This window comes from Hymenobacter bucti (assembly GCF_042681145.1).
GTDB classification, from domain to species: domain Bacteria; phylum Bacteroidota; class Bacteroidia; order Cytophagales; family Hymenobacteraceae; genus Hymenobacter; species Hymenobacter bucti.
Genome location: NZ_JBHUFD010000003.1, coordinates 329,096 through 349,207, shown reverse-complemented (window position 1 = coordinate 349,207; position 20,112 = coordinate 329,096). Strand labels below are relative to the sequence as shown.

Annotated in this window: 18 protein-coding genes; 13 read left to right on the top strand and 5 right to left on the bottom strand. The window is 64.2% G+C overall.

The window, feature by feature from the left end; translation table 11 throughout:
- Nucleotides 1-111 precede the first annotated feature (111 nt).
- Nucleotides 112-1,233, top strand: a complete 1,122-nt coding sequence (gene dprA, locus ACFSDX_RS09175) for a DNA-processing protein DprA (RefSeq protein WP_382313042.1) — start codon at nucleotides 112-114, stop codon at nucleotides 1,231-1,233.
- 51 nt (nucleotides 1,234-1,284) lie between these two features.
- Nucleotides 1,285-2,097, top strand: a complete 813-nt coding sequence (locus ACFSDX_RS09170; RefSeq protein ID WP_382313041.1) for an aminotransferase class IV — start codon at nucleotides 1,285-1,287, stop codon at nucleotides 2,095-2,097.
- A gap of 20 nt (nucleotides 2,098-2,117) precedes the next feature.
- Here ACFSDX_RS09170 and ACFSDX_RS09165 read toward each other — a convergent pair whose 3' ends face one another.
- From ACFSDX_RS09165 to ACFSDX_RS09145, 5 genes are all read right to left on the bottom strand, one after another.
- Nucleotides 2,118-2,402, bottom strand: a complete 285-nt coding sequence (locus tag ACFSDX_RS09165) for an energy transducer TonB (protein WP_382313040.1) — start codon at nucleotides 2,400-2,402, stop codon at nucleotides 2,118-2,120.
- A gap of 282 nt (nucleotides 2,403-2,684) precedes the next feature.
- Nucleotides 2,685-2,855 carry a hypothetical protein gene (locus ACFSDX_RS09160; RefSeq protein WP_382313039.1) on the bottom strand — a complete coding sequence of 57 codons (171 nt, stop codon included), beginning with the start codon at nucleotides 2,853-2,855 and terminating at the stop codon, nucleotides 2,685-2,687.
- Nucleotides 2,856-3,081: 226 nt separating this feature from the next.
- Nucleotides 3,082-3,876 (bottom strand): thymidylate synthase, encoded by a 795-nt coding sequence (locus tag ACFSDX_RS09155; RefSeq protein WP_382313038.1) that lies wholly within the window; start codon nucleotides 3,874-3,876, stop codon nucleotides 3,082-3,084.
- Complete coding sequence (locus ACFSDX_RS09150) at nucleotides 3,876-4,547, bottom strand: hypothetical protein (RefSeq protein ID WP_382313037.1); 672 nt, start codon at nucleotides 4,545-4,547, stop codon at nucleotides 3,876-3,878. Before ACFSDX_RS09150 ends, ACFSDX_RS09155 begins: the two co-directional genes overlap by 1 nt.
- 88 nt (nucleotides 4,548-4,635) lie before the next feature.
- Entirely contained in the window at nucleotides 4,636-4,890 is a 255-nt protein-coding gene (locus ACFSDX_RS09145; RefSeq protein ID WP_382313036.1) for a hypothetical protein, read from the bottom strand.
- Between the two features lie 155 nt (nucleotides 4,891-5,045).
- Between ACFSDX_RS09145 and ACFSDX_RS09140 the strand changes: the two genes are divergently transcribed.
- The 11 genes from ACFSDX_RS09140 to ACFSDX_RS09090 all read left to right on the top strand — a co-directional run bounded on the left by ACFSDX_RS09140 (nucleotide 5,046) and on the right by ACFSDX_RS09090 (nucleotide 20,003).
- Nucleotides 5,046-7,358, top strand: a complete 2,313-nt coding sequence (locus ACFSDX_RS09140) for an efflux RND transporter permease subunit (protein WP_382313035.1) — start codon at nucleotides 5,046-5,048, stop codon at nucleotides 7,356-7,358.
- Between the two features lie 185 nt (nucleotides 7,359-7,543).
- Entirely contained in the window at nucleotides 7,544-8,887 is a 1,344-nt protein-coding gene (locus tag ACFSDX_RS09135; protein ID WP_382313034.1) for a hypothetical protein, read from the top strand.
- Between the two features lie 92 nt (nucleotides 8,888-8,979).
- Nucleotides 8,980-12,024 carry a DUF6493 family protein gene (locus tag ACFSDX_RS09130; RefSeq protein ID WP_382313033.1) on the top strand — a complete coding sequence of 1,015 codons (3,045 nt, stop codon included), beginning with the start codon at nucleotides 8,980-8,982 and terminating at the stop codon, nucleotides 12,022-12,024.
- 73 nt (nucleotides 12,025-12,097) lie between these two features.
- A complete protein-coding gene (locus tag ACFSDX_RS09125) occupies nucleotides 12,098-12,496 on the top strand; it encodes a hypothetical protein (RefSeq protein WP_382313032.1) in 399 nt (132 codons plus the stop codon).
- A 53-nt stretch (nucleotides 12,497-12,549) separates the two neighbouring features.
- Nucleotides 12,550-15,087: a DUF4132 domain-containing protein gene (locus ACFSDX_RS09120; RefSeq protein WP_382313031.1), complete on the top strand. Its 2,538-nt coding sequence runs from the start codon at nucleotides 12,550-12,552 to the stop codon at nucleotides 15,085-15,087.
- A 77-nt stretch (nucleotides 15,088-15,164) separates the two neighbouring features.
- A complete protein-coding gene (locus tag ACFSDX_RS09115; RefSeq protein ID WP_382313778.1) occupies nucleotides 15,165-15,599 on the top strand; it encodes a DUF1294 domain-containing protein in 435 nt (144 codons plus the stop codon).
- A gap of 83 nt (nucleotides 15,600-15,682) precedes the next feature.
- Complete coding sequence (locus tag ACFSDX_RS09110; protein ID WP_382313030.1) at nucleotides 15,683-16,207, top strand: FKBP-type peptidyl-prolyl cis-trans isomerase; 525 nt, start codon at nucleotides 15,683-15,685, stop codon at nucleotides 16,205-16,207.
- A 62-nt stretch (nucleotides 16,208-16,269) separates the two neighbouring features.
- Complete coding sequence (gene pxpB, locus ACFSDX_RS09105) at nucleotides 16,270-17,022, top strand: 5-oxoprolinase subunit PxpB (RefSeq protein ID WP_382313029.1); 753 nt, start codon at nucleotides 16,270-16,272, stop codon at nucleotides 17,020-17,022.
- Complete coding sequence (locus ACFSDX_RS09100) at nucleotides 17,012-18,034, top strand: 5-oxoprolinase subunit C family protein (RefSeq protein WP_382313028.1); 1,023 nt, start codon at nucleotides 17,012-17,014, stop codon at nucleotides 18,032-18,034. The genes pxpB and ACFSDX_RS09100 overlap by 11 nt, the downstream gene beginning before the upstream one ends.
- Complete coding sequence (locus ACFSDX_RS09095) at nucleotides 18,031-18,807, top strand: LamB/YcsF family protein (protein ID WP_382313026.1); 777 nt, start codon at nucleotides 18,031-18,033, stop codon at nucleotides 18,805-18,807. Before ACFSDX_RS09100 ends, ACFSDX_RS09095 begins: the two co-directional genes overlap by 4 nt.
- Entirely contained in the window at nucleotides 18,804-20,003 is a 1,200-nt protein-coding gene (locus ACFSDX_RS09090; RefSeq protein WP_382313025.1) for an NRAMP family divalent metal transporter, read from the top strand. The genes ACFSDX_RS09095 and ACFSDX_RS09090 overlap by 4 nt, the downstream gene beginning before the upstream one ends.
- The last annotated feature ends 109 nt before the right edge of the window (nucleotides 20,004-20,112 follow it).

The window sequence follows — 20,112 nt, the reverse complement described above, 5'->3', positions numbered from 1 at the left end:
GCGCACGAGTGCAGCGAGTTCTGCGCGTGCTTGCGCTTATTTTTAAGCCCGACAATTCGACCCGGCCGCAGAACTCGCTGCGCTCGTACACGAAGTGGAGCTTCGCGCTACATGCCCTCCGACGACCTCTACCACGAACTGGCGCTGACGCTACTTCCCGGCATCGGCCCGCAGCTCACGCGGCAACTGATGAGCTACGGCTCGTCGGCCAAAAACGTGCTCAATCTGCCACCGGGCAAACTGCAACGCATTCCCGGGGTAGGCGCGGCCACTGTCAAAATCCTGACTGGGCCGGAGCGCGGTAAGGCACTGGCCCAGGCTGAAACCAGCCTGCGCAAGGCTGAGAAAGAGGGTGTCGAAATTTTATTCTATACCAGCAAGAAATATCCGTCGCGCCTCAAGCTCATTCCCGACGCGCCGGTGCTGCTCTACTACCAGGGCCCAGCCGACCTGAACGCGCCTAAAACGCTGGCCCTGGTGGGCACCCGCCAGGCCACCGAGTACGGCCGTGAGCAAACCGAGCGCATCCTGAAGGGCGTGCTGCCGCATCAGCCCCTCATTATCAGCGGCCTGGCCTACGGCATCGACATCATGGCGCACCGCGCCGCCTTACAGGAAGGGCTGGCCACGGTGGGCGTGATGGCCACCGGGCTCGACGTCATTTACCCTGCCGCACACCGCAAAACGGCCGAAAAAATGCGCGAAACGGGCGGCCTACTCACCGAGTTTCCCTTCGGCACCCAGCCCGACCGCTACAACTTTCCGCAGCGCAACCGCATTATTGCGGGCCTGGCCGATGGCACGGTGGTGGTCGAAGCCGCTGCCAAGGGCGGCGCGCTCATCACTGCCGAGCTGGCCCTAGGCTACGACCGCGACGTGCTAGCCGTGCCCGGCCCGCTGGGGGCACCATCCTCCGAAGGCTGCAACGCGCTCATCAAGAGTAACAAAGCCTCTCTTTATCAAGAACCCAAGGACCTGGAGCAACTGCTGAATTGGGACGCCGCGCTGCACCTCCCCGGCAAGTTTCAGCCACCGCCCTCCTACTTGGCTGCTGACTTCACGGCCGACGAATTTGCGCTGCTCACCGTGCTCATGGCCAGCAAGGAAGCCCAGATGGATGACCTCGCCTGGAAGGCGCAATTGCCCATTCACATAGTTGCTTCGCTGCTGCTGGGGCTCGAGTTTCGGGGCGTGGTGCGGGCGCTGCCGGGCAAGAAATTTGTACTTATCTAGACCACAGATTTGTCGGATTAGCCGGATTAATCGGATTTTGTAGACGTTGCGATGAGCGTAGTATTATTTAATGAGAAGCTGGTTGAAGCTACGCAGTTAGCCCTACCCCTACCCAACCGCGGGCTGGCTTTTGGCGATGGTTTTTTTGAAACGCTGATTTTCAGCAGTAACCAGCTACGCCTAGCCGACGACCACGCCGCCCGCATGCGGCAGGCCACCGCCGCGCTTTACCTCACGCTACCCGCGCCGCTGGCCACTGCCGAGGCGCTGGCCAGCACCCTAGGGGCCTTGGTGGCGGCCAACCAGCTGCCCGCCGCCCGGCTGCGGCTGCAAGTGTGGCGCGGCGGTGGGGGCCGCTACACCCCACCCACCGATACCACCGAGTGGCTGGCCACCGCCGAGCCCTTCGTGCCCGACGACTCGCCCATCGGCGTGGCCGACTTTGCCCGCGAAACGCAGTCTATGTACTCCCTGCTCAGCTTTTGCAAGGGTCCGCAGGCATGGCTCTACGTGCGAGCGGCCCACGAACGGCAGCAGCGCGGGCTCGACGAAATTATTCTGTGCGATGCGGCGGGCCACGTAGCCGAAGCCGGAGCTGCCGCCGTTTTCTGGCTGAAAGACAACGCCTTATACACCCCGGCGCTCACCAGCGGCTGCGTGGCCGGCGTGCGCCGGGCCGACGTGCTGCGGCGTGCAGCAGTCCTAGGCATGCCCTGCCGGGAAGGACTTTATTTGGCGCAGGATTTAGTAGCCGCCGAAGCCATTTTTACGGCCAACGTAGCCGCCGTGCGGGTAGTGCAGCAGGTAGGAAACGTCACCTTTGGGGCACCTGAGCCAGCGTTGCTCGCCGGCTTGCGGACCTAGGGCTACCCGGTACCGCGCGGCTACTCCATTTGGTAGCTGGCCGATACCGTAACCGTGTCGGCCTTAGCCTTGGCTACCTGGAAGCGGGCGGCCCAGAAAATTCGCAGAGTCTCGGCTTCCAGCGAGGCGGTGGCGGCGGCTACGTCGGTGGGGGTGGGCGGGGCGGCCAGCAGCGAGGCCACCTGGCGGCGCACGACCTGCGCGGCGTTTACCTTGCCATTGGGGCCCACCGTCAGCCGCACGTAGATACGCCCTACTACGCCCGCTTTCACGGCCGGCTCAGGATATTTAAGATATTGGCTCATAAAGCGATAGAAATCGCTGGCCCGCTCCCGCCCGTTGGCTTCATCATGCCAGAAGCGCGGCAAAATGGGCGATACTACGGCATCGGGTTTCGGCGCTGGGGGAGCCGGCTTCTTGTGCGGGAACGTAATAAAATGCCCGGGTGCGGCATACAAGCCTTCACCACTTTGGGCGCGGGCGGGAAGTGTGGTAAGAAGCCAACCTCCTCCCAGGCCCAATAAAAAAACTCGTAGCGACTGCCTCATGCTGGCCTTTATACGGCAGCGAGGGCTGCGGGGGTAAAACTACTGGGTAGAAGTGTGCTCCACAACGCCGGGGAAGTCCCCGGCATCCTGGCTGGCCGTAGCCACCCTAGGCTCGTAGCGGGCCTGCTTGGCCTGGTGCACCACCTGCAGGCGCTGCCAATGCTCGTAATGCTCGCGCAGGTCGGCCTCCGTTACCTGGTTTTTGGCCAAGACAACTTTTCTGGGTCCTTGACCCAAGTGCAGAGCAGCAAGCGTGATGAACGCCCGATGCAACGTTGAAAGCAGTGAAATACCCAAGGCTAAACGCGAGCTAGTTGTCTCCCAAAAAATACAATCCGTATGCCAGTTTGCTAACAATACGAATACTCGACAATAAGGTACAACAAAAAAGTACTTTTTTGAGACAATTCTCTCCCATTTCCAGAAAAACGTCTTATTAAACAGCTACAGGTGCCTTAATGGCAGGCCAGGGGTCATAGTTTTCCAGCTTAAAATCTTCAAACCGGAACGCAAAAATATCCTGTACGGCGGGGTTCAAGCGCATCGTGGGCAACGACCGTGGCGCACGCTCCAGCTGATGGCGGGCCTGCTCGAGGTGGTTACTGTAGAGGTGCGTATCGCCGCCCGTCCAGATGAACTCACCGGGCTGCAGGCCCGTAACCTGCGCCACCATGAGCGTGAGCAAGGCATAGCTGGCAATGTTGAAGGGCACGCCCAGAAACACATCGGCCGAGCGCTGGTAGAGCTGGCAGCTAAGGCGCCCATCGGCCACGTAAAACTGAAACAGGGCGTGGCAGGCGGGCAGCTTCATGCTGGGCAGGTCGGCCACGTTCCAGGCGCTCACCACCAGGCGGCGCGAGTCGGGCTGGGTTTTGAGCTGCTGGATAATCTGCGAAATCTGGTCGATATGGCCGCCGTGGCCGTCGGGCCAGCTGCGCCACTGGTAGCCGTACACGGGCCCTAGGTTGCCGTCGGCGTCGGCCCACTCGTCCCAGATTTTCACGCCGTGCTCCTGGAGGTAGGCAATGTTGGTATCGCCCTGCAAAAACCACAGCAGCTCGTGAATGATGCTCTTGAGGTGCACCTTCTTAGTGGTAACGAGCGGGAAACCCTCGGCCAAGTCGAAGCGCATTTGGGGCCCAAAAATGGACAGTGTACCCGTACCAGTTCGGTCGGTTTTCTGGTTGCCGTGGTCAAGAATCTGGCGGAGGAGGGCTTGGTACTGATGCATTAACTAACAGACGTATTCTTCTTTTTTGCAGTAGAGCGCAATAGCAGGAAGATGATTCCGGCGATGATTCCGGCGATAATTCCGCCGTAAACAAGCAGCTTTCCTATTGCTTCTCCGATTTTATAGGCAGCAGTATGAGTTTCGGCCGGGGTGGTGGCAGCTGGACGGAGCCTAGGTGCAAAGGAAGCAAAGAAATGCTGGCGAGCGGCCGTATGAGCTGGGCTGGCCGAAGCGCTGAATGTGAGACCATAGAAGGTATCATTAACCAGTATCATGCGGATGATTACCGGATTCTTGAGCTTGTCGCTCGCAGCTATAAACGTGGTTTCCAGCCCTTCAAATCCGTTGACCTCAAACCTAATCTTATTACTAATCTGGGAAGCTTTCATTGCCTTGGCAGCTCCTCGCACTGCTTCGTCATAGGCATGGCGCTTCTCTTCAATCGTGAGGCCAGCATCGGTGGCATTCGCTCGGATGGCCACTGAATAGAGCACTCCGTCTTTGTAGAGACCATAGGCAGTCTCACCTTTATAAGTGACTTCTTTTGGCTTACTAGGAAAATCAACCGTTGTAGAATCACCTAGAGTAATCTGTTGCCAATTATTAGACTGGGCAAACGTGAAGTCGATTTTAATCAAAAAGAAGAAAATCAGTACTGATAAAAGCTTCATTTTACACATTTACAAGACGGCCTAGGTGCAAAAAAAGGCCGCTCCTTTCGGGCAGCCTCTCTTCTTAAAACCTGCGGTAACACTACGATTACATCGACTTCACTACAGCCTTGGTCGCCGCCGTGGCCGGCATAGCAGATTTCATAGCGCTCATTTTGGCGCGGCAGCAGGCGGGCATACCGTCCATTTTAGCGCTGGCGGTCATGCCGGTCGAGCACTTAGCGGCGGCCGCAGCGCTGCAATGGTCGGCTTTTTTGCCTTTAGCGGCGGGCTTGTCGCCGTCGTGGGCGAAGGCAGTGGCGGCCGAAGCGAACAGGGCGAGGGCAAGCAAGGACTTTTTCATAGGAAACAAAAGCTAAAATTGAACAGTTGAGGCAGATTGCGACTTCTAAAGTACACAACTTTTTCAGAATTGCTGGCCTGAAGCATCCTTAAATTTCTGCCGGTTCGCCTGGTCTTGCTCATCCGCGGATTCGCAGAATCCGCGCTACTTTTTTTATGCCACTTCGCCGCCTTGCGCACCTCACGCTGCTGGTGCTGGCCCTGCTCACGGGGCTGGCCGGCTACTACGCCAGCCAGCTGCGCTTCAACTACAATTTCAACGACTTCTACCCCGCCGGCGACCCCGACCTGGACTATTACCAGGGCTACACCCAGCGCTTCGGCAACGACAACGACTACCTGCTGCTGGGCCTGGAGGCCCCGGCTGGCCAAACGGTATTCGCGCCGCGCTTCCTGGCCCAGGTCGATAGCCTTACGCGGGCGGCGCGGCGGCTGCCGCACGTGCTCAGCGTCACCTCCCCTACTACGCTCACCAACCCGGTGGTCGAAGGTTTTGGCTTTTACAACCTGCCCTACCTGCACCCCGCCGAGCCCGCCCGCCGGGCGCAGGACTCGACGCTAATTTTTCGCACGCCGGGGCTGGTGGGCAACGTCTTCAGCCGCGATGCGCGGGCCGTGGCGCTGGTCTTTCAGCTCACGCCTGACCTAGAGAAGCCGCCCGGCGACTCGCTGCTGGCCTCGCTGCGCCAGGGCCTGGCGCGGGCCGGCTTGCCCGCCGAGCGGGCGCACTTTGCCGGGCGGCTAGTGGCGCAGTCGGTGTTCGTGGACCGGCTACAGTGGGAGCTGGTCGTATTTATGAGCCTCTCGGTGCTGCTCGTAACGGGGCTGCTCTGGCTCACGTTTCGCACCTGGTGGGGCGTGCTGCTGCCGCTCATCGTGGTGCTGGGGGCCATTTTGTGGGGCTTAGGCGTGATGGGCGCCTGCGGCATCAGCATCGACCTGATGACGGCGCTGCTGCCGCTGATGCTATTCGTAGTGGGCATGTCCGATACCATCCACATTATCAGCCGCTACGTGAGCGAACTGGGCTACGGCGCGGGCAAGAAGGACGCACTGCGCATCACCATCAAGGAATCGGGCTTTGGCTCGGGGCTGTCGGCGCTCACTACCAGCATCGGCTTTTTCACCTTGATGACGAGCACTATCCGGCCCATTCACAACTTCGGGTTGTTTACGGGCATCGCGGTGCTGCTGGCGTTTGTGCTCAGCTTCACGCTGCTGCCGGCCATGCTGGTGCTGCTCAATAAGCCCGCCCTGCGCGAGCCCCGCAAGCACGGCCACGACTGGGACGGCGTGCTCGGCCGCCTCTTCAGCAACGTGCTGCGGCAACGGCGGCTGGTGTACGTGGTGGCCGGGCTAGTGCTGGTGGCCAGCGTCGGGCTGGCTACGCGGGTGCGCATCAATTCTTCGCTGCTCGATGACTTGTCGGTGAATGACCCCGTGCGGAAGGATTTCGCGTTTTTCGACACCCACTTCGCGGGCGTGCGGCCCTTCGAGCTGGAGCTGAAGCCGGTGGGCCGCCGCACCATTTACGACCCGGCCGTGCTGCGCGAGATTGAGCAGATTGAGGGCTACCTAGGTACCACCTACGGCCTGCAATTTCAAGCCTCGCCGGCCACCCTTGTACGCTCGACGCGTAAGGCTCTGCACGGTGGCGAGCTGGCCGAATACCGCCTGCCCACCGACTCGCTGGAGGTGCGCCAGCTGCAAAGCCGGCTTAAGCTGTTTCGCAAGCGGCCCGAGTTTCGGGCGCTGGCCCTGCCCGATGGCTCGGCCGGCCGCCTCACCGGCCGCATGGCCGACGTGGGCAGCATCCGGGCCGATGCCCTGAACCGCAACCTGCGCCACTACCTACGCACTCAGCTCGATACAACGGTGCTGCGCACCCGCCTTACGGGCTCATCCAACCTTATCGACAAAAACAACGAGAACCTGACCCTGAACATGATACAGGGCATGGCCATCGATATCTTGATGGTGACGCTCATCGTGCTGGCCCTGTTCCGGTCGTGGCGCATGACGCTAGTGGTGCTCGTGCCCAACCTACTGCCCATACTAGTGGTGGCCGGCGTGATGGGCCTGGCCGGCGTGAGCATGAAGGTGAGCACAAGCATCATTTTCACCATCGCCTTTGGCATTGCGGTGGATGACACCATCCACTTTATCAGTAAACTACGCCTGACAATGGGCCACGAGCCCGACCTCTTCCGGGCCGTGCGCCGCACCTACCTGCTGGCGGGCAAGGCGGTGGTCGTGACTTCGCTCATCCTGGTGGGCGGCTTCTGCACGCTGCTGTTTTCGTCGTTCGACGGCACATTCTACGTGGGGCTGCTCATCGGGCTCACGCTGATTTTTGGCGTAGTGGCCGAGCTCACGCTGCTGCCGCTGCTGATACTGGACATTTTTGGGCGGCGTAAAAAACAGCCGGCCGCCTCAGCCGCCCCAACCGCGCTACCGGAGCGCGTGTAGCGGCTCGCCCCACAGCAGGCCCACTATACCCCATTTCAATTGCCCTTTGCGGAGCTTAGTAGCTTTAGCAAAGGGCAATTTTTATTTTTAGTAAAACTAATAATTTTAGTAAAAATACCGATTCCGTTCTGCACCTTTGCAGTGGAGATGCGGCTGCCTCTCCGAAAACCTACCCTTTCTGAGCTATGTCGGATTTAACCTATGCCTACGCCCAGCCTTCGGCCCTGGCCCACCAGCCCGAGGGTGATACCCTACTCCTAGCCGCCTACGCCGAAAACGCCCCGGCCAGCGGCGCCACCTGCTTTTTTCGGGGGCAGCTGCGCGACTCCTGGCTGACGGCCCGCGGGCTAACTACGTTAGCCAAAGTGGTGGCCTCGCGGTTTGTGCCGCAGAGCGCCGCCCTGCGCGACCCCATCGTGACGGCCGGCGCGGGGCAGCTGCGCTTCGAGGCGTTTTCGTCGTGCAACGGCGTGTACGCCCGGCTCGACCTAGGGCCGGCCGCCCTCGATGGCGAATTTGTGCAGAGCGGCACCACCAACGTCGATTTCAACGAGCCGATGGTGAATGCCCTCAGCCGCATCGGCCGCGCCGAGCCGGTGCGCCTCAGCGTGGGCCAGCAGGCAGTGACCCTGGAGCGCGCCGCCGGCCACGTCACCGAGCGCAAAGTGGCCCTGCCCGAGCGCTGGATTAAGGGCCTCACCGCCGCCCAGGGCTACCTGGCCCAGATGGACGAAAAGCTGCGCCTAGGCCGCACCCAGGCCGCCCAGCTGCTGCACAGCCTGCCTTCGGGCACCGCCAAGGGCGCCATCCACCTGATGCTGCGCGGGGCGCGGCTCAGCTTTTCGCCGGTGGGCGGGCCAGGCGCGGTGCGGGTGGGCGGCGCGCACCGGCTGCGGCTGCTCGAGGGCCTGCTGCCGCTAACCCAGGCCGCCCGCGTGTACTCCACGCCCGATGGCCAGGCCTCGGCGGTGGTGCTAGAGCTGGGCGGCGGGCACGAGTTTTTGCTGGCCTTGTCGGCCGAAGTAAACCGGGGCTTTTCGGGCGAGGGCACGCAGCTTGGGGCCCTGCTCGACGAGCTGCCGGCCGAGTGGCTGGCGGGCGCCAACAACCTGTTTCGGGGCAATGAAACCTTCAACCCCACCCTCTTCGGACTGGCGCACGACTTGGCGCCGGCCACCGTGGAGCGGCTGTGCGCTAGCCTCTCGGCCATGGGTTTGCTGGGCTTCGACCTCAGCACCAACCAGTATTTCTACCGCCGCCTGCCTTTCAAAACCGACCGCATCCTGCGCCTGAACCCACGCCTCAAAAACGCCCGCACCCTACTCAGCAACGCTGATGATGTGCAACTGGTGGGCGTGGGCAGCGGCGGCCGCACCGAGGCCCGCGTGCGCGGCACCGACGCCTGGCACACCGTGCTGGTAGGCGGCGCCGACGCGCCGCGCTGCACCTGCCAGTGGTTTAGCAGCCACCAGGGGCAGCGCGGCGTGTGCAAGCACGTGCTGGCGGCGCAGCTGCGGTTTGCCGCCTAGGCGCCAGTAGCGCACTGGCTTTCAACTAATTATTTGGGTTTTCTTTCCACTTGTACCGCGCCCGGCCGCGTTACCTAGCTCCTCTTTGCCCTATGCTAACCACCGTCGAAACCTTCGAGCAACTCATTCGCCACCAGAGCACGGCGCAGCTGCTGCCTTTTTTGCTGGAACTGGAGAAAAGCGACATTGTCGCTATCCGCCAGAAAACCAAGGCCCTGCACCGCGAGCTGAATGCGTTTAAGGACCTAGGCAACGGCCGGTGGGGCAGCGCCAGCACGCCCGAGCAAAACCGGATGCTGTTCCTGGCCGGCCTCAAAACGTATTCGCGCAAGGAGGCCCTAGGGGGCGATTTTGGCATCTGGCAGCTTGAGCCGCAGCACCGGGCCGCCTTTTGGCGCGTGCTCGAAAACGCCCGCCCGGCGTGGCTGCTCGACTGGCTGCTGCGCTGGGTCGATACCATGACGTGGCAGCTGCCTGACTATCAGCTGCTGCGCGAGCTGGAAAGCCGGCAGCTCATCGCCTACCACCCGCGGCTGTTTGCGCTCTCGCTGGTGGGGCTGCTGGCCGAAACCGGCAACCGCCTGAGCCAAGCCACTCCGGTGCCGGCCAGCGCGCTGGACGCGATAGCCGACGAGTTTCGGCGCGATACCAAGCTGCTAATCCGCGACTTACCCTTGCTCTTTGACTTCGACAGCGGCGTGGCCAACACCCAGGCGCGGGTGCAACTACCGATGTCGGCCAACCAAAACTGGCTCGTGGCGCCCCTGACGTGGCAGACCTGGCACGAGGCGCACCCGGCCCAGCTCGTGACCTGGGCCGACCTGGTGCGGCACCTCGCCGCCACGGGCGCCCTCGACCGGGCCGACCTGCTCACGCGCTGCCTGCTGGCGTTGCGCCGCGACTTTCGGCGCCCGCTACTAATTTGGTTTAAAGAGCTGTTTAGCAGCTTACGTCCGACCCTTACCGAGCGCCTGGCCCGCCAGAGCGACCTCGTGGAGCTGCTGGCGCACCCGCTGCCGCTGGTGGTCAATTTTGCCCTGGAGCAGCTTAAGAATATGTGGACGGAGCCAGGTTTCGACCTGGCTCCCTTGCTGCTGTACGCCGACAACCTGCTCACGCGGCCTGACCTGAAAACTGGCCTCAAAACCCTGCTCACCGGCCTCGGCAGGCTACCTAAGCACGATGCCACTCAGGCCCCGGCCGTGGCCCGCCTGATAGCCGCCGCCCTCGCCCATCCCGACAACCAGGTGCAGGAGCACGCCGCCAAGCACCTGGCCGAGCTGCTGAAAGCCAAGAAATCGCTGCTCACGGCCGCCGAAACGGCCGAAACCGGGGCGGCTATCGGCCAGCAGGCCGAGCTGCTGGGCGCGGCTGCGCGCAAACTACTAGCACCCTGGCTACCCGACGCGGCTACCACCACGCCGGCTATTTACGCGCCGATTGCGCAGTTTAGCCCGGTTATTTCGCCGGCCACGGCCATTGCGCCGGTGGCTGATTGGCACGAGCTGCTGTTCCTGACCGGGCAGGTGCTGCGCCACGACGACCCCGTGGCCCAGGAGCGCTGGCTGGCGGGGCTGCTGCGGCTGCGCGACCAGCTGCCCGCCGACTATGCCCGCCAGCTCCAGCCTTACTTGGTGCAGTATTTTCCGTGGCTGGTGAAGAATAAGACGGAGGAGGAAGCCCTAGCGGAGCTGATGCAGCACAGTTTTAGCCCCGAGAGCAACACCCAGCGCGAGCTGGTGCAGGCGCTGCTGCTGGGCTGGGCCACCGGGTTTCGGCGCCCCAAGGTGCGGCAAATAGCCTTTTCCGACCACCAATACCACCACAACGCCGACCCGCTCCTGCTGGCCGAGCGCCAGCGACTGGCCGAAGTGGAGGCGCAAATGCGCGCCCCGGCCGCCCCGGTGGGCCTGCTGAGCACGCCGACCCACGCGCCGCACTGGGTGGCGCCCTCGGCGCTGGTGCAGCGGCTGCTCACCTACGAGGCCGCCCACTACGCCCCCAATCCCGCCGACCTGACGCTGGCCCTGGCCCGCACCGCCTGGGCCGCCGAGGCCGATGCGGCGCTGGCCCGGCCGCTCCTGGCGCGCCTAGGTCACCCCGAGCTGCGCGAGTTGCTGGCGTGGTTTTTGGCCCCGGCTACGGCCCTAGGGGTCCCGCTGCCAGCCACCGCGTTGAGCGCCCCACAGCCGGCGGGTTTCCTGCATAAGCTGTTGTTTTTCAAAGCCTCGCCGCCCGACCCGCTGGCGGCCGCGCTGCCGTGGCTGTGGGCCGTGGCCGCCCGCACCCGCCGCCCCGATGCGGTACTGGACGAGCTGCGCCCGCTGGCCGACTACCCCGGCCTGGCCGAGGCCTGGCAGCCGGGCTGGCGCATCGAGCCGCAGAGCCAGACCCACCAATCATACAGAGCCCAGCAGCCGGCCACTACCCACACTTGGCAGGAGCTGCGCGTGCCCACCGAGCACGCCGGCCAGGTGCCGCCCTCTCCGTTACTACTCTACTCGCAGCACGCCCGCCTGTGGCAGGACAAGCGCTACTACCTCTGGCCGCTCCAGGCCAATTTGCCCTTTCTGCTGGCTATGCTGCCCAACAACCCGGCCCCGCTGCACTGGCACGTGCTGCGCACGGCCTGCCGCACCACCGGCCAGCACGCCGAGGGCAGCGAGGTCGTGCAACTGGTGCTGCGTTCGCTGCTGGCGCCGGGGCCGGCGTTTGGGGCGCCCACCACGGCCCTGCTGGCGGCGGGGCTCACGCACCAGGCGGCGGCGTGCCGGTTTCTGGCCCTGGAAGTGCTGCTGGCGGCCGTGGCTTCGGGCCGGCTGATGCCCGCCGCGCTCGGCCACGACCTGGGCCGGCTACTAGCGGCGGGCTTCGCGCCCCTAGCCCGCCTCGCCGACCTGCTGCCCCAGGCGCAGGGCACGTCGCCCGTCGCGGATGACGCCCTAGGGCAGCTGCTCGACGCGCTGCTGCCCCAGCTGCCCGCCGCCCCGCTGCGCAACCTCCGCAAGCTGCTCGACCTCTACTCCGACCTCGCGGCCCGCAGCGGCCGGCCCATGCCCACCGCCGTGCAGGCGCAGGTGCTGCTGTGGCAAGCGGCGCCCGCACTCAAAAAAGCCAGCGCCTTGCTGCTAGCTTAGCCCCCTACTGGCGGGTCAGTGTGTTTTCGGCCCTAGGCAAGTGGTTAGTTATAATTTTTTAACAAGCAAAACGATGGCATTACTCACCATTCTTGATGAAACTGCCGCGGGCAGCATCCTCAACCGCCTGGAATTAGAAATCAGCCAGGAGATGCTCACTGTGCGCGAGCTGATAGCCCGGCGCGTGCACGACGAGGTGGCCGCCCACAACGCCCGCCAAACCAGCTTGTTCCAGGGGCTGGTGCAGCCCACCGACTCGGAGCGGCTGCTCAACGGCAGCGGCTACCGCCTGCACCACGCCAAGCCCATCGACGCCGAAGCCCAGGTGTACCGGGCGCTGGAAGCCTTCCAACAAAACGGCTTTTTCCTGCTCGTGAACGACCGTCAGGCCGAAACGCTGGACGAGGAAATCTGGCTCGGCGCCGGCGCCACGGCCAGCTTCGTGAAGCTCACGCCGCTGGTGGGCGGCTGATGAGCGGCCGCAGTCGGCAACCACTTATTCTTCAGCGCTACACTTCCTTTAAGATGTATTTATCTGTTGAAGACCAACAGGCCTTCCGAGCCCTGCTACCCGATTTTAGCCTGCTCTTGCCGGCCCTGCCCGAGCTGCCCGCTATCATCACCGAGCTGCTGCACGAAGGCCGGAGTCCACAGCTAGCCGCCTTGCGAGCAGCGGGCCTAGCGGCGGCCCGCCGCTCGCTGCTGGTGCGGGCCCTGGCCGACCTACGCGGCGCCAGCTTGCGAAAAGGTCATTATGGCTTGGCCGGCAATATCTTGGAATACTTGGCCGACTTGCTGCAAGGCACCGTAACGCTGGAAACGAGCGACTTGGTGAAGCTATTCGATGAGGCGGGCATTCATGGCGACGGGCCGCGGGCCAGCGACTTTCAGGGCCAAACCACCATTTCCTTTTACTTCTTTTGGGTAGCTCAAACTGAAAAGCTGGGCCTTACCGCTCTCCTGCCGCCGGCCCTCACCGGGCGCCTCCAGCAGTTGGTAGCGGCTACCGATGGCGTTTCGCTGGGAGCCTACTACGCGAAGGAGTTGGGGCGGCTGCGCACGCGCACGCTGGCCGTGCTCAGCCAGCACAGCCCCGATGGCCTGCCCGTGGTGCGCTTCGATGGCGGCGACGCGTTCGGGCACAATCTCAACGAGTTTGTGGCCAGCCTGCTGCCCGCCGAGGCCCGCACGCGCCCGTGGCTGCACCTACTGCAAGCGTTGGCCAAAGCCACCAGCAGCCGCCCCTCGGCCAAGCTCGAAAAGGAGCTGGCCGCGGCCACCGCCGCCCTAGGTGCTGCCGAAGTGCGCGAGCAGGGCCGCGCCTGGCTGGCGCTGCTGGCCTACTTGCCGCTGGCCGATTTCCGGCACAACGGCGCGGCGGCCTGGGCCCACCAAAGCTACCTGCTCGAAGCCAACCAGCCCGCGGCCAAAGGCCTCGTGTGGGCCCTCGCGCCGCTGGCCGACGCGCCCCTGCTCCAGCAGTTCGCCGACCTAGCCTGGCGCGGCCTGCGCAAGCGGCCGGGCAGCGGCCCGCTGGCCGTGAGCCTCGGCAATGCCGCCCTGCAAGCCCTAGGGCAAAGCGACCTGCCCGGCGTGGCGCACCTGGCGCGCCTGCGCCCCCTCATGGCTCAGGATAATACCAAAACTCTGATTGATGGCCTCTTAGCGAAAGCCTCGGCGGCCCTAGGTATCAGCGCGGCCGAACTGGAGGACCTCAGCGTGCCCGACTACGACCTGCGCGCCGGGCGGGCCGTGTTTGCCGTGGGCGACTACCTGGCCACCCTGGCGCTGGCCGGCCCCAAGCTGGAAGTGCAGTGGTCCAAGGCCGGCAAAGCCCTGAAAACCACGCCCGCCGCCCTCAAAGCCACGCACCCCAACGAGCTGCGCATCCTGAAAGCCACCCAGGCGCAGGCCCAGCACACCTACACCACCCAGCGCGACCGCCTCGACCGCAGCTTCGTGGCCGGGCGGCGCCTGCCGTGGGCCCAGTTTGCCCAAAACTACCTGGCGCACGGCCTGCTGGGGCCGCTGGCGCGCCCGCTCATCTGGCGCCTGCACCACCCCGATGGCACCCACCACGATATGCTGTGGCTGGCCGAAAGCTGGCACGATGCCCACGGCCAGCCCCTACCCGCGCCACCCACCGACGCCGATGAAGTGCAGCTCTGGCACCCCGTGCTGGCCCCCACAGCGGAAGTGCTGGCCTGGCGCGAGCTCTTGGAAACCAAGCAGCTGCGCCAGCCGCTCAAGCAAGCCTTCCGGGAGGTGTACCTGCTCACGCCGCCCGAGGAACGCACCCGCACGTACTCCAACCGCATGGCGGCGCACCTGCTGCGGCAGCACCAGTTTAGCGCCCTGGCGCGGGGCCGGGGCTGGCATTATCGCCTGCTGGGCGCCTACGACAAAGGCTACGACACGGACTCAACCACGCTCGACTTGCCGGCCCACGGCTTGCAGGCGCAGTTTTGGGTAAGCGAGGTGAGCGCCGACAAGGCCTGGAACGGCGCGGGCATCTGGAACTACATCACCACCGACCAGGTGCGCTTCGAGCGGGCCGGCGTGGCCGTGCCGCTGCCCGAGGTGCCGCCGCTGGTATTCTCCGAAGTAATGCGCGACGTGGACCTCTTCGTGGGAGTGGCCAGTGTGGGCAACGACCCCAACTGGCGCGACAACGGCGGCCTGCCCGCCCACTACCGCAACCACTGGGAAAACTACAGCTTCGGCGAGCTGAGCGAGGTGGCTAAAACCCGCAAGCTGGCCTTGGAGCGCCTGGTACCCCGCCTAAAAATCGGCAAAGTGAGCGAGCTCAGCGGCCGGTTTCTGGTGGTGCGCGGCCAGCTGCGCACCTACAAAATCCACCTAGGCAGCGGCAATATTCTGATGGAGCCCAACGACCAGTACCTCTGCATCGTGCCCGACCGCGCCGGCAAAGAAGCCAGCACGGCCGGCGTTTTCCTCCCCTTCGAGGGCGATGCCGTGCTATCCATCATCCTCAGCAAAGCCCTGCTATTGATGGATGACGACCAGATTACCGACGAAACCATCGTGCGGCAAATCAGGTAGCCAACCGGCCGTCGCGCTGGCTAGCAGGCTGCGCCTACGCCGCGCCAAGGCCCACCACTGCGCTTCCTGCGCGCTTGGTGAACTACGTGGGCGGCCTAGGGCACTACGGTGGCCTTACGTGCCGCGCGGGTGCCGAAGCGGCATTTTTGCGCAGCGTACAGCCTCAGCTTTTGAGCAGGAAGCATTTGGGCTGGCCGCCGAAGCGAATCGAAATTTCTATAAACCGCCCTTTCTACATGACGCGAATAGCTTTAATTATTCTGTTTTTCAATACTTTGTGCTTCCTAGCTTTTGCCTTAGACAAGCGCAAAGCGCAACAAGGCCAGCGGCGTATTTCAGAAAAAACGTTGCACTTGGCTACGCTGCCCGGCGCTGCCCTGGGCGCGTGGGCAGCCATTTTTTTGCTGCATCATAAAAACCAGAAAGCTACTTTTTGGCGCATTACCTTACTGCTGACGCTGCTACAGGGCGCAGTTTTTTATTTTTTGGCGCTGCCGCATTTTCGGGCGTAGAAGTGGTGGCCTGGAGTGCCCGCAGTTGGTCAGGTTTGGCCCCAGCAGCGCCCTGTGCTGCTACTTTTACCAAAAAACTACTTATGCAATTTCGCTTTTCTACCCTGGCCACTCGGCTGGCCCTGGCACTACTGCTCGCCACGCCGGGCTTGCTACTAACCGCCTGCGGCAACCAGGAATCAACTTCTGCTGCCAACGTAGACTACACCAAAGCCGACGAAGCACTCATTCGCAAATACCTCGCCGACAATAAAATAACCACCGCTCAGCGGCAGCCCTCGGGCCTGTATTACGTGCCCAGCGCGCCCAACCCCGCGGGCACGCCCGCCGCGGCGGGCAAAATGGTAGCCGTGCGCTACACCGGCGAGCTGCTCGACGGCACTGTGTTCGACGCCTCGGCCAAGCACGGCAACGAGCCCTTCAGCTTCGTGCTGGGCGAGGGCAAAGTGATTCCGGGCTGGGACCAGGGCATCGCCCTCATGCGCAAGGGCGAAAAAGGCGTGCTGCTGATTCCGTCGGCGCTGGGCTACGGCCCCGATGGCGCGGGCTCCGACATTCCGCCCAACGCCGTGCTGCGCTTCGAGGTCGAACTGGCCGACGTGCAATAGGCCCTAGGCTGCCCCGCCCCTAGCTTGTGGGCCGCTAGGGCTACCTGCGCAAGCGCTTTCCCATGGCACCACTCTTCGTCAAAACCGTTGCGCAAGGCGCGGGCCGGCCGGCCGCGCAGCTCTTCCCACTGGGCGATGCCGCCGTGGTCGTGCAGTTTGGCGAAAGCATCAGCCTCGCCATTCACCTGGCCATTCAGGCGCTTAACGCCTACCTGGCGCAAGAGCCGTTCGTTGGGCTGCGTGCGTGCGTACCGGCGTTCACCACCCTCACCGTGTACTACGACCCGTGGTTGGTGAGCGCGCAGGGCCATTATTCGCCTTACGAGCGCGTGTGCGAGATTTTGCAGCAGCGGCTGCGGGCGGCACCCACTACTGCACCGGCCGCCGCCCTCGCAACCGTGGAAGTCCCCGTGTGCTACGGCGGCGACCTAGGGCCCGATTTAGAGGCCGTGGCCCGCCACACGGGCTTGGCGCCAGCCGAGGTTATCGCCCATCACACCGCCCCCACTTACCTGGTGCATATGATAGGCTTCGCGCCCGGCTTCCCCTACCTGGGCGGCATGGATGCGCGCCTGGCCACCCCGCGCCGGGCCGAGCCCCGCCCGCTGGTGCCGGCCGGCGCGGTGGGCATCGCGGGCGCGCAAACGGGTATTTACTCGCTGCCCACACCCGGCGGCTGGCAGCTCATCGGGCGCACGTCGCTGCGCTTGTTTGACCCCGCCGCGGCCTCTCCTAGCCTGCTGCACGCCGGGCAGCACCTGCGTTTCGTGCCCATCGGCGAGGCCGAATTTCAGCGCTTATCGCATGAGTCTTAGCATCCTCCGCCCCGGCCTGCTGACTACCGTGCAAGACCTGGGCCGGCCCGATTACCAGCACCTAGGCGTGGTAGTGAGCGGTGCGCTCGACGCCGTGGCCCTGCGCGTAGCCAACCTACTGGTGGATAATGCGCAAGACGCGGCCGGGTTGGAAATCACGCTCCTAGGTCCCACTATCCGCTTCGAAGCCGATTACCTCATCGCCCTCACCGGGGCCGACCTCTCGCCTACCCTCGATGGGCAGCCCCTGCCGCCGCACCGGCCGGTGGCGGTGCGGGCGGGCACAGTGCTGGCGTTTGGCGCGGCGCGGGCGGGCTGCCGCGCCTACCTGGCCGTGGCGGGCGGCCTAGACGTGCCGCTGGTGCTGGGTAGCCGCGCTACCTACCTGCGGGCGGCGCTGGGCGGCTGGCACGGCCGGGCGCTGCGGGCGGGCGACGAGTTGCTAGTGGGCGAGCCCACGGCGGCGGGGCAGCAGTTGTGGCAGGCAGTAGCTTCCGCGTCTTTGGCTACTGGTTCCGCTGCTCCTGGCTGGGCCGCCGCCCGCTGGACGCCTAGCCCCGAACTGTGCTTGGCGCCGCGCCCGCAGCCGATTATTCGGGCGGTGCGCGGGCCCGAATATGAGCAGTTTGCCGCAGCCAGCCAGCAGGCTTTTTGGCACGAGCAGTTCAGCATCACGCCCGCCGCCGACCGCATGGGCTACCGCCTGCGCGGGCCGGAACTGCGGCGCGAAACGACCGCCGAACTACTATCGAGCGCCGTGACCTTCGGCACGGTGCAGGTGCCGCCGGGCGGCCAGCCTATCGTGCTGCTGGCCGATGCCCAAACCACCGGCGGTTACCCTAGGCTGGCCCAGGTTATCACCGCCGATTTTGCGGCGCTGGCGCAGGCCGCGCCAGGGCAGGCACTGCGGTTTCAAGAAGTGTCGCTAGCCGAGGCGCAGACGCTGTACCTTGCGCAGGAACACCGGCTACGGGCAATGCAGCGGGCTATTCATCTCAAACTTATTGCATGACCCCTACCCCTACCGTTGACCTGAACTGCGACCTAGGCGAAAGCTTCGGCGCCTGGACCCTAGGCCACGACGCCGCCCTGATGCCCTACCTCACCTCGGCCAACATTGCCTGCGGCTTCCACGCCGGCGACCCGGCCGTGATGCGCCAAACCGTGCGCCTGGCCTTGCAGCACGGCGTGGCCATCGGCGTGCATCCGGGCCTACCCGATTTGGCGGGTTTTGGGCGGCGCAACATGGATATTTCGGCCGACGAAGCGTTTGAAATGACGGTCTATCAGCTCGGTGCCCTAGGGGCCGTGGCGCGGGCCGAGGGCGGCCACCTGCACCACCTCAAGCCGCACGGCGCGCTCTACAACATGGCCGCCACCAACGCTGCGCTGGCCCAAGCCATTGCCGAAGCCGTGTACAAAGTGCAGCCCGAGCTGGTGCTCTACGGCCTGGCCGGTTCGGAGCTAACCAAGGCCGGCGAGCGCCTCGGCCTACGCACCGCCCACGAAGTATTTGCCGACCGCACTTACCAGGCCAACGGCACGCTCACCCCGCGCCGCCAGCCCGACGCCCTCATTACCAGCACCGAAGCTGCCATTGCGCAGGTACTACGCATGGTGCAAGGCGGCTGGGTCCGCACCCAGCAGGGCCCGGAAATCGCCATCAAAGCCGATACCGTGTGCCTGCACGGCGACGGTGCGCACGTCCTGGAATTTGCCCAGCAGCTCAGCCAAGCGTTGCGCGACGCGGGGGTAAAACTGGCCCGCCCAGCCTTTGCCAAATGAAGCAGCTCAAGGCAAGATGGTTTGGCGGAGCCAGCCTAGGGGCCGCGTTCTTGATGGCCAACTCGTCTATCGGGCCGGGCTTTCTGACGCAGACGACCGTCTTCACCCAGCAGCTGCTCACTAGCTTCGGGTTCGTCATTCTGGTATCGGTAGTGCTCGACGTGGGCGCGCAGCTCAATACCTGGCGCATCCTTACGGTGAGCGAGTTGCGGGCGCAGGACCTAGCCAACAAGCTGCTACCGGGCCTGGGGTACGCGCTGGCAGCGCTGGTCATTCTGGGCGGCTTTGCCTTCAATATCGGCAACATCGCGGGCTGCGGACTGGGGCTGAACGTGCTCACGGGCCTCTCGTTTGAGCAGGGTGCCATCATCAGCTGCGGAGTGGCGCTAGTGCTGTTTTGGGTGCAGGAGGTCGGGAAGATGCTCGACGGCTTCACTAAGATTCTGGGCACCGTCAAGATTTTACTGACCCTAGGTATCGCCATCAGCGCGCACCCGCCCCTGGCCGAGGCGCTACACCACACGCTGCTGCCGACTAAACTCAGCGCAGCGGCCATCGTCACCATCGTGGGCGGCACGGTGGGCGGCTACATCACGTTTTCGGGCGCGCACCGGCTGCTCGATGCGGGCATCAAAGGGCCTGACTCCGTGGCCGAAGTCAACCGCAGCGCCGTGAGCGGCATCGTCATTTCGACTGCCATGCGGTTTGTGCTGTTCCTAGCCATCGTGGGCGTACTCACCCACGGCGCGGTGCTCGACAAGGAGAACCCGGCGGCGGGCGTATTCCGGGCGGCGGCGGGCGAGGTCGGCTTCCGGGTGTTCGGCGTCATTCTGTGGAGCGCGGCCATCTCGTCAGTGGTGGGCGCGGCCTACACGTCGGTATCGTTTTTCAAGACCTTCCACCCGGTGTTTGCGCGTTACGAGCGGGTGTGTATTTCGGTGTTTATTATCCTATCCACCAGCATTTTCGTGCTCGTGGGCAAGCCCACGCAGCTGCTGATTTTTGCCGGCGCCATCAATGGCATGATACTACCCATCGCGCTGGCCGTGGTGCTCATTGCCGCCACCAATCGTCGCCTCATGGGCACCTACCGCCACCCCCGCTGGATGCTGGCCGCCGGCTGGGTCGTGGTGGTTATCATGGGCGGGCTGAGCGTGCCCGTGCTGGTAGAGCAGGTGAGCGCGCTAGGCAAGTAGCGCGAACCTTCCAGTTCGCGGGCGAGCAGCCCCGTTAGCAAACGTTCGCTTGCGCAGCTGCTCGCTGCGCTCGCCCGCGAACTGGAAAGTTCGCGTTACTTCCCCTAGC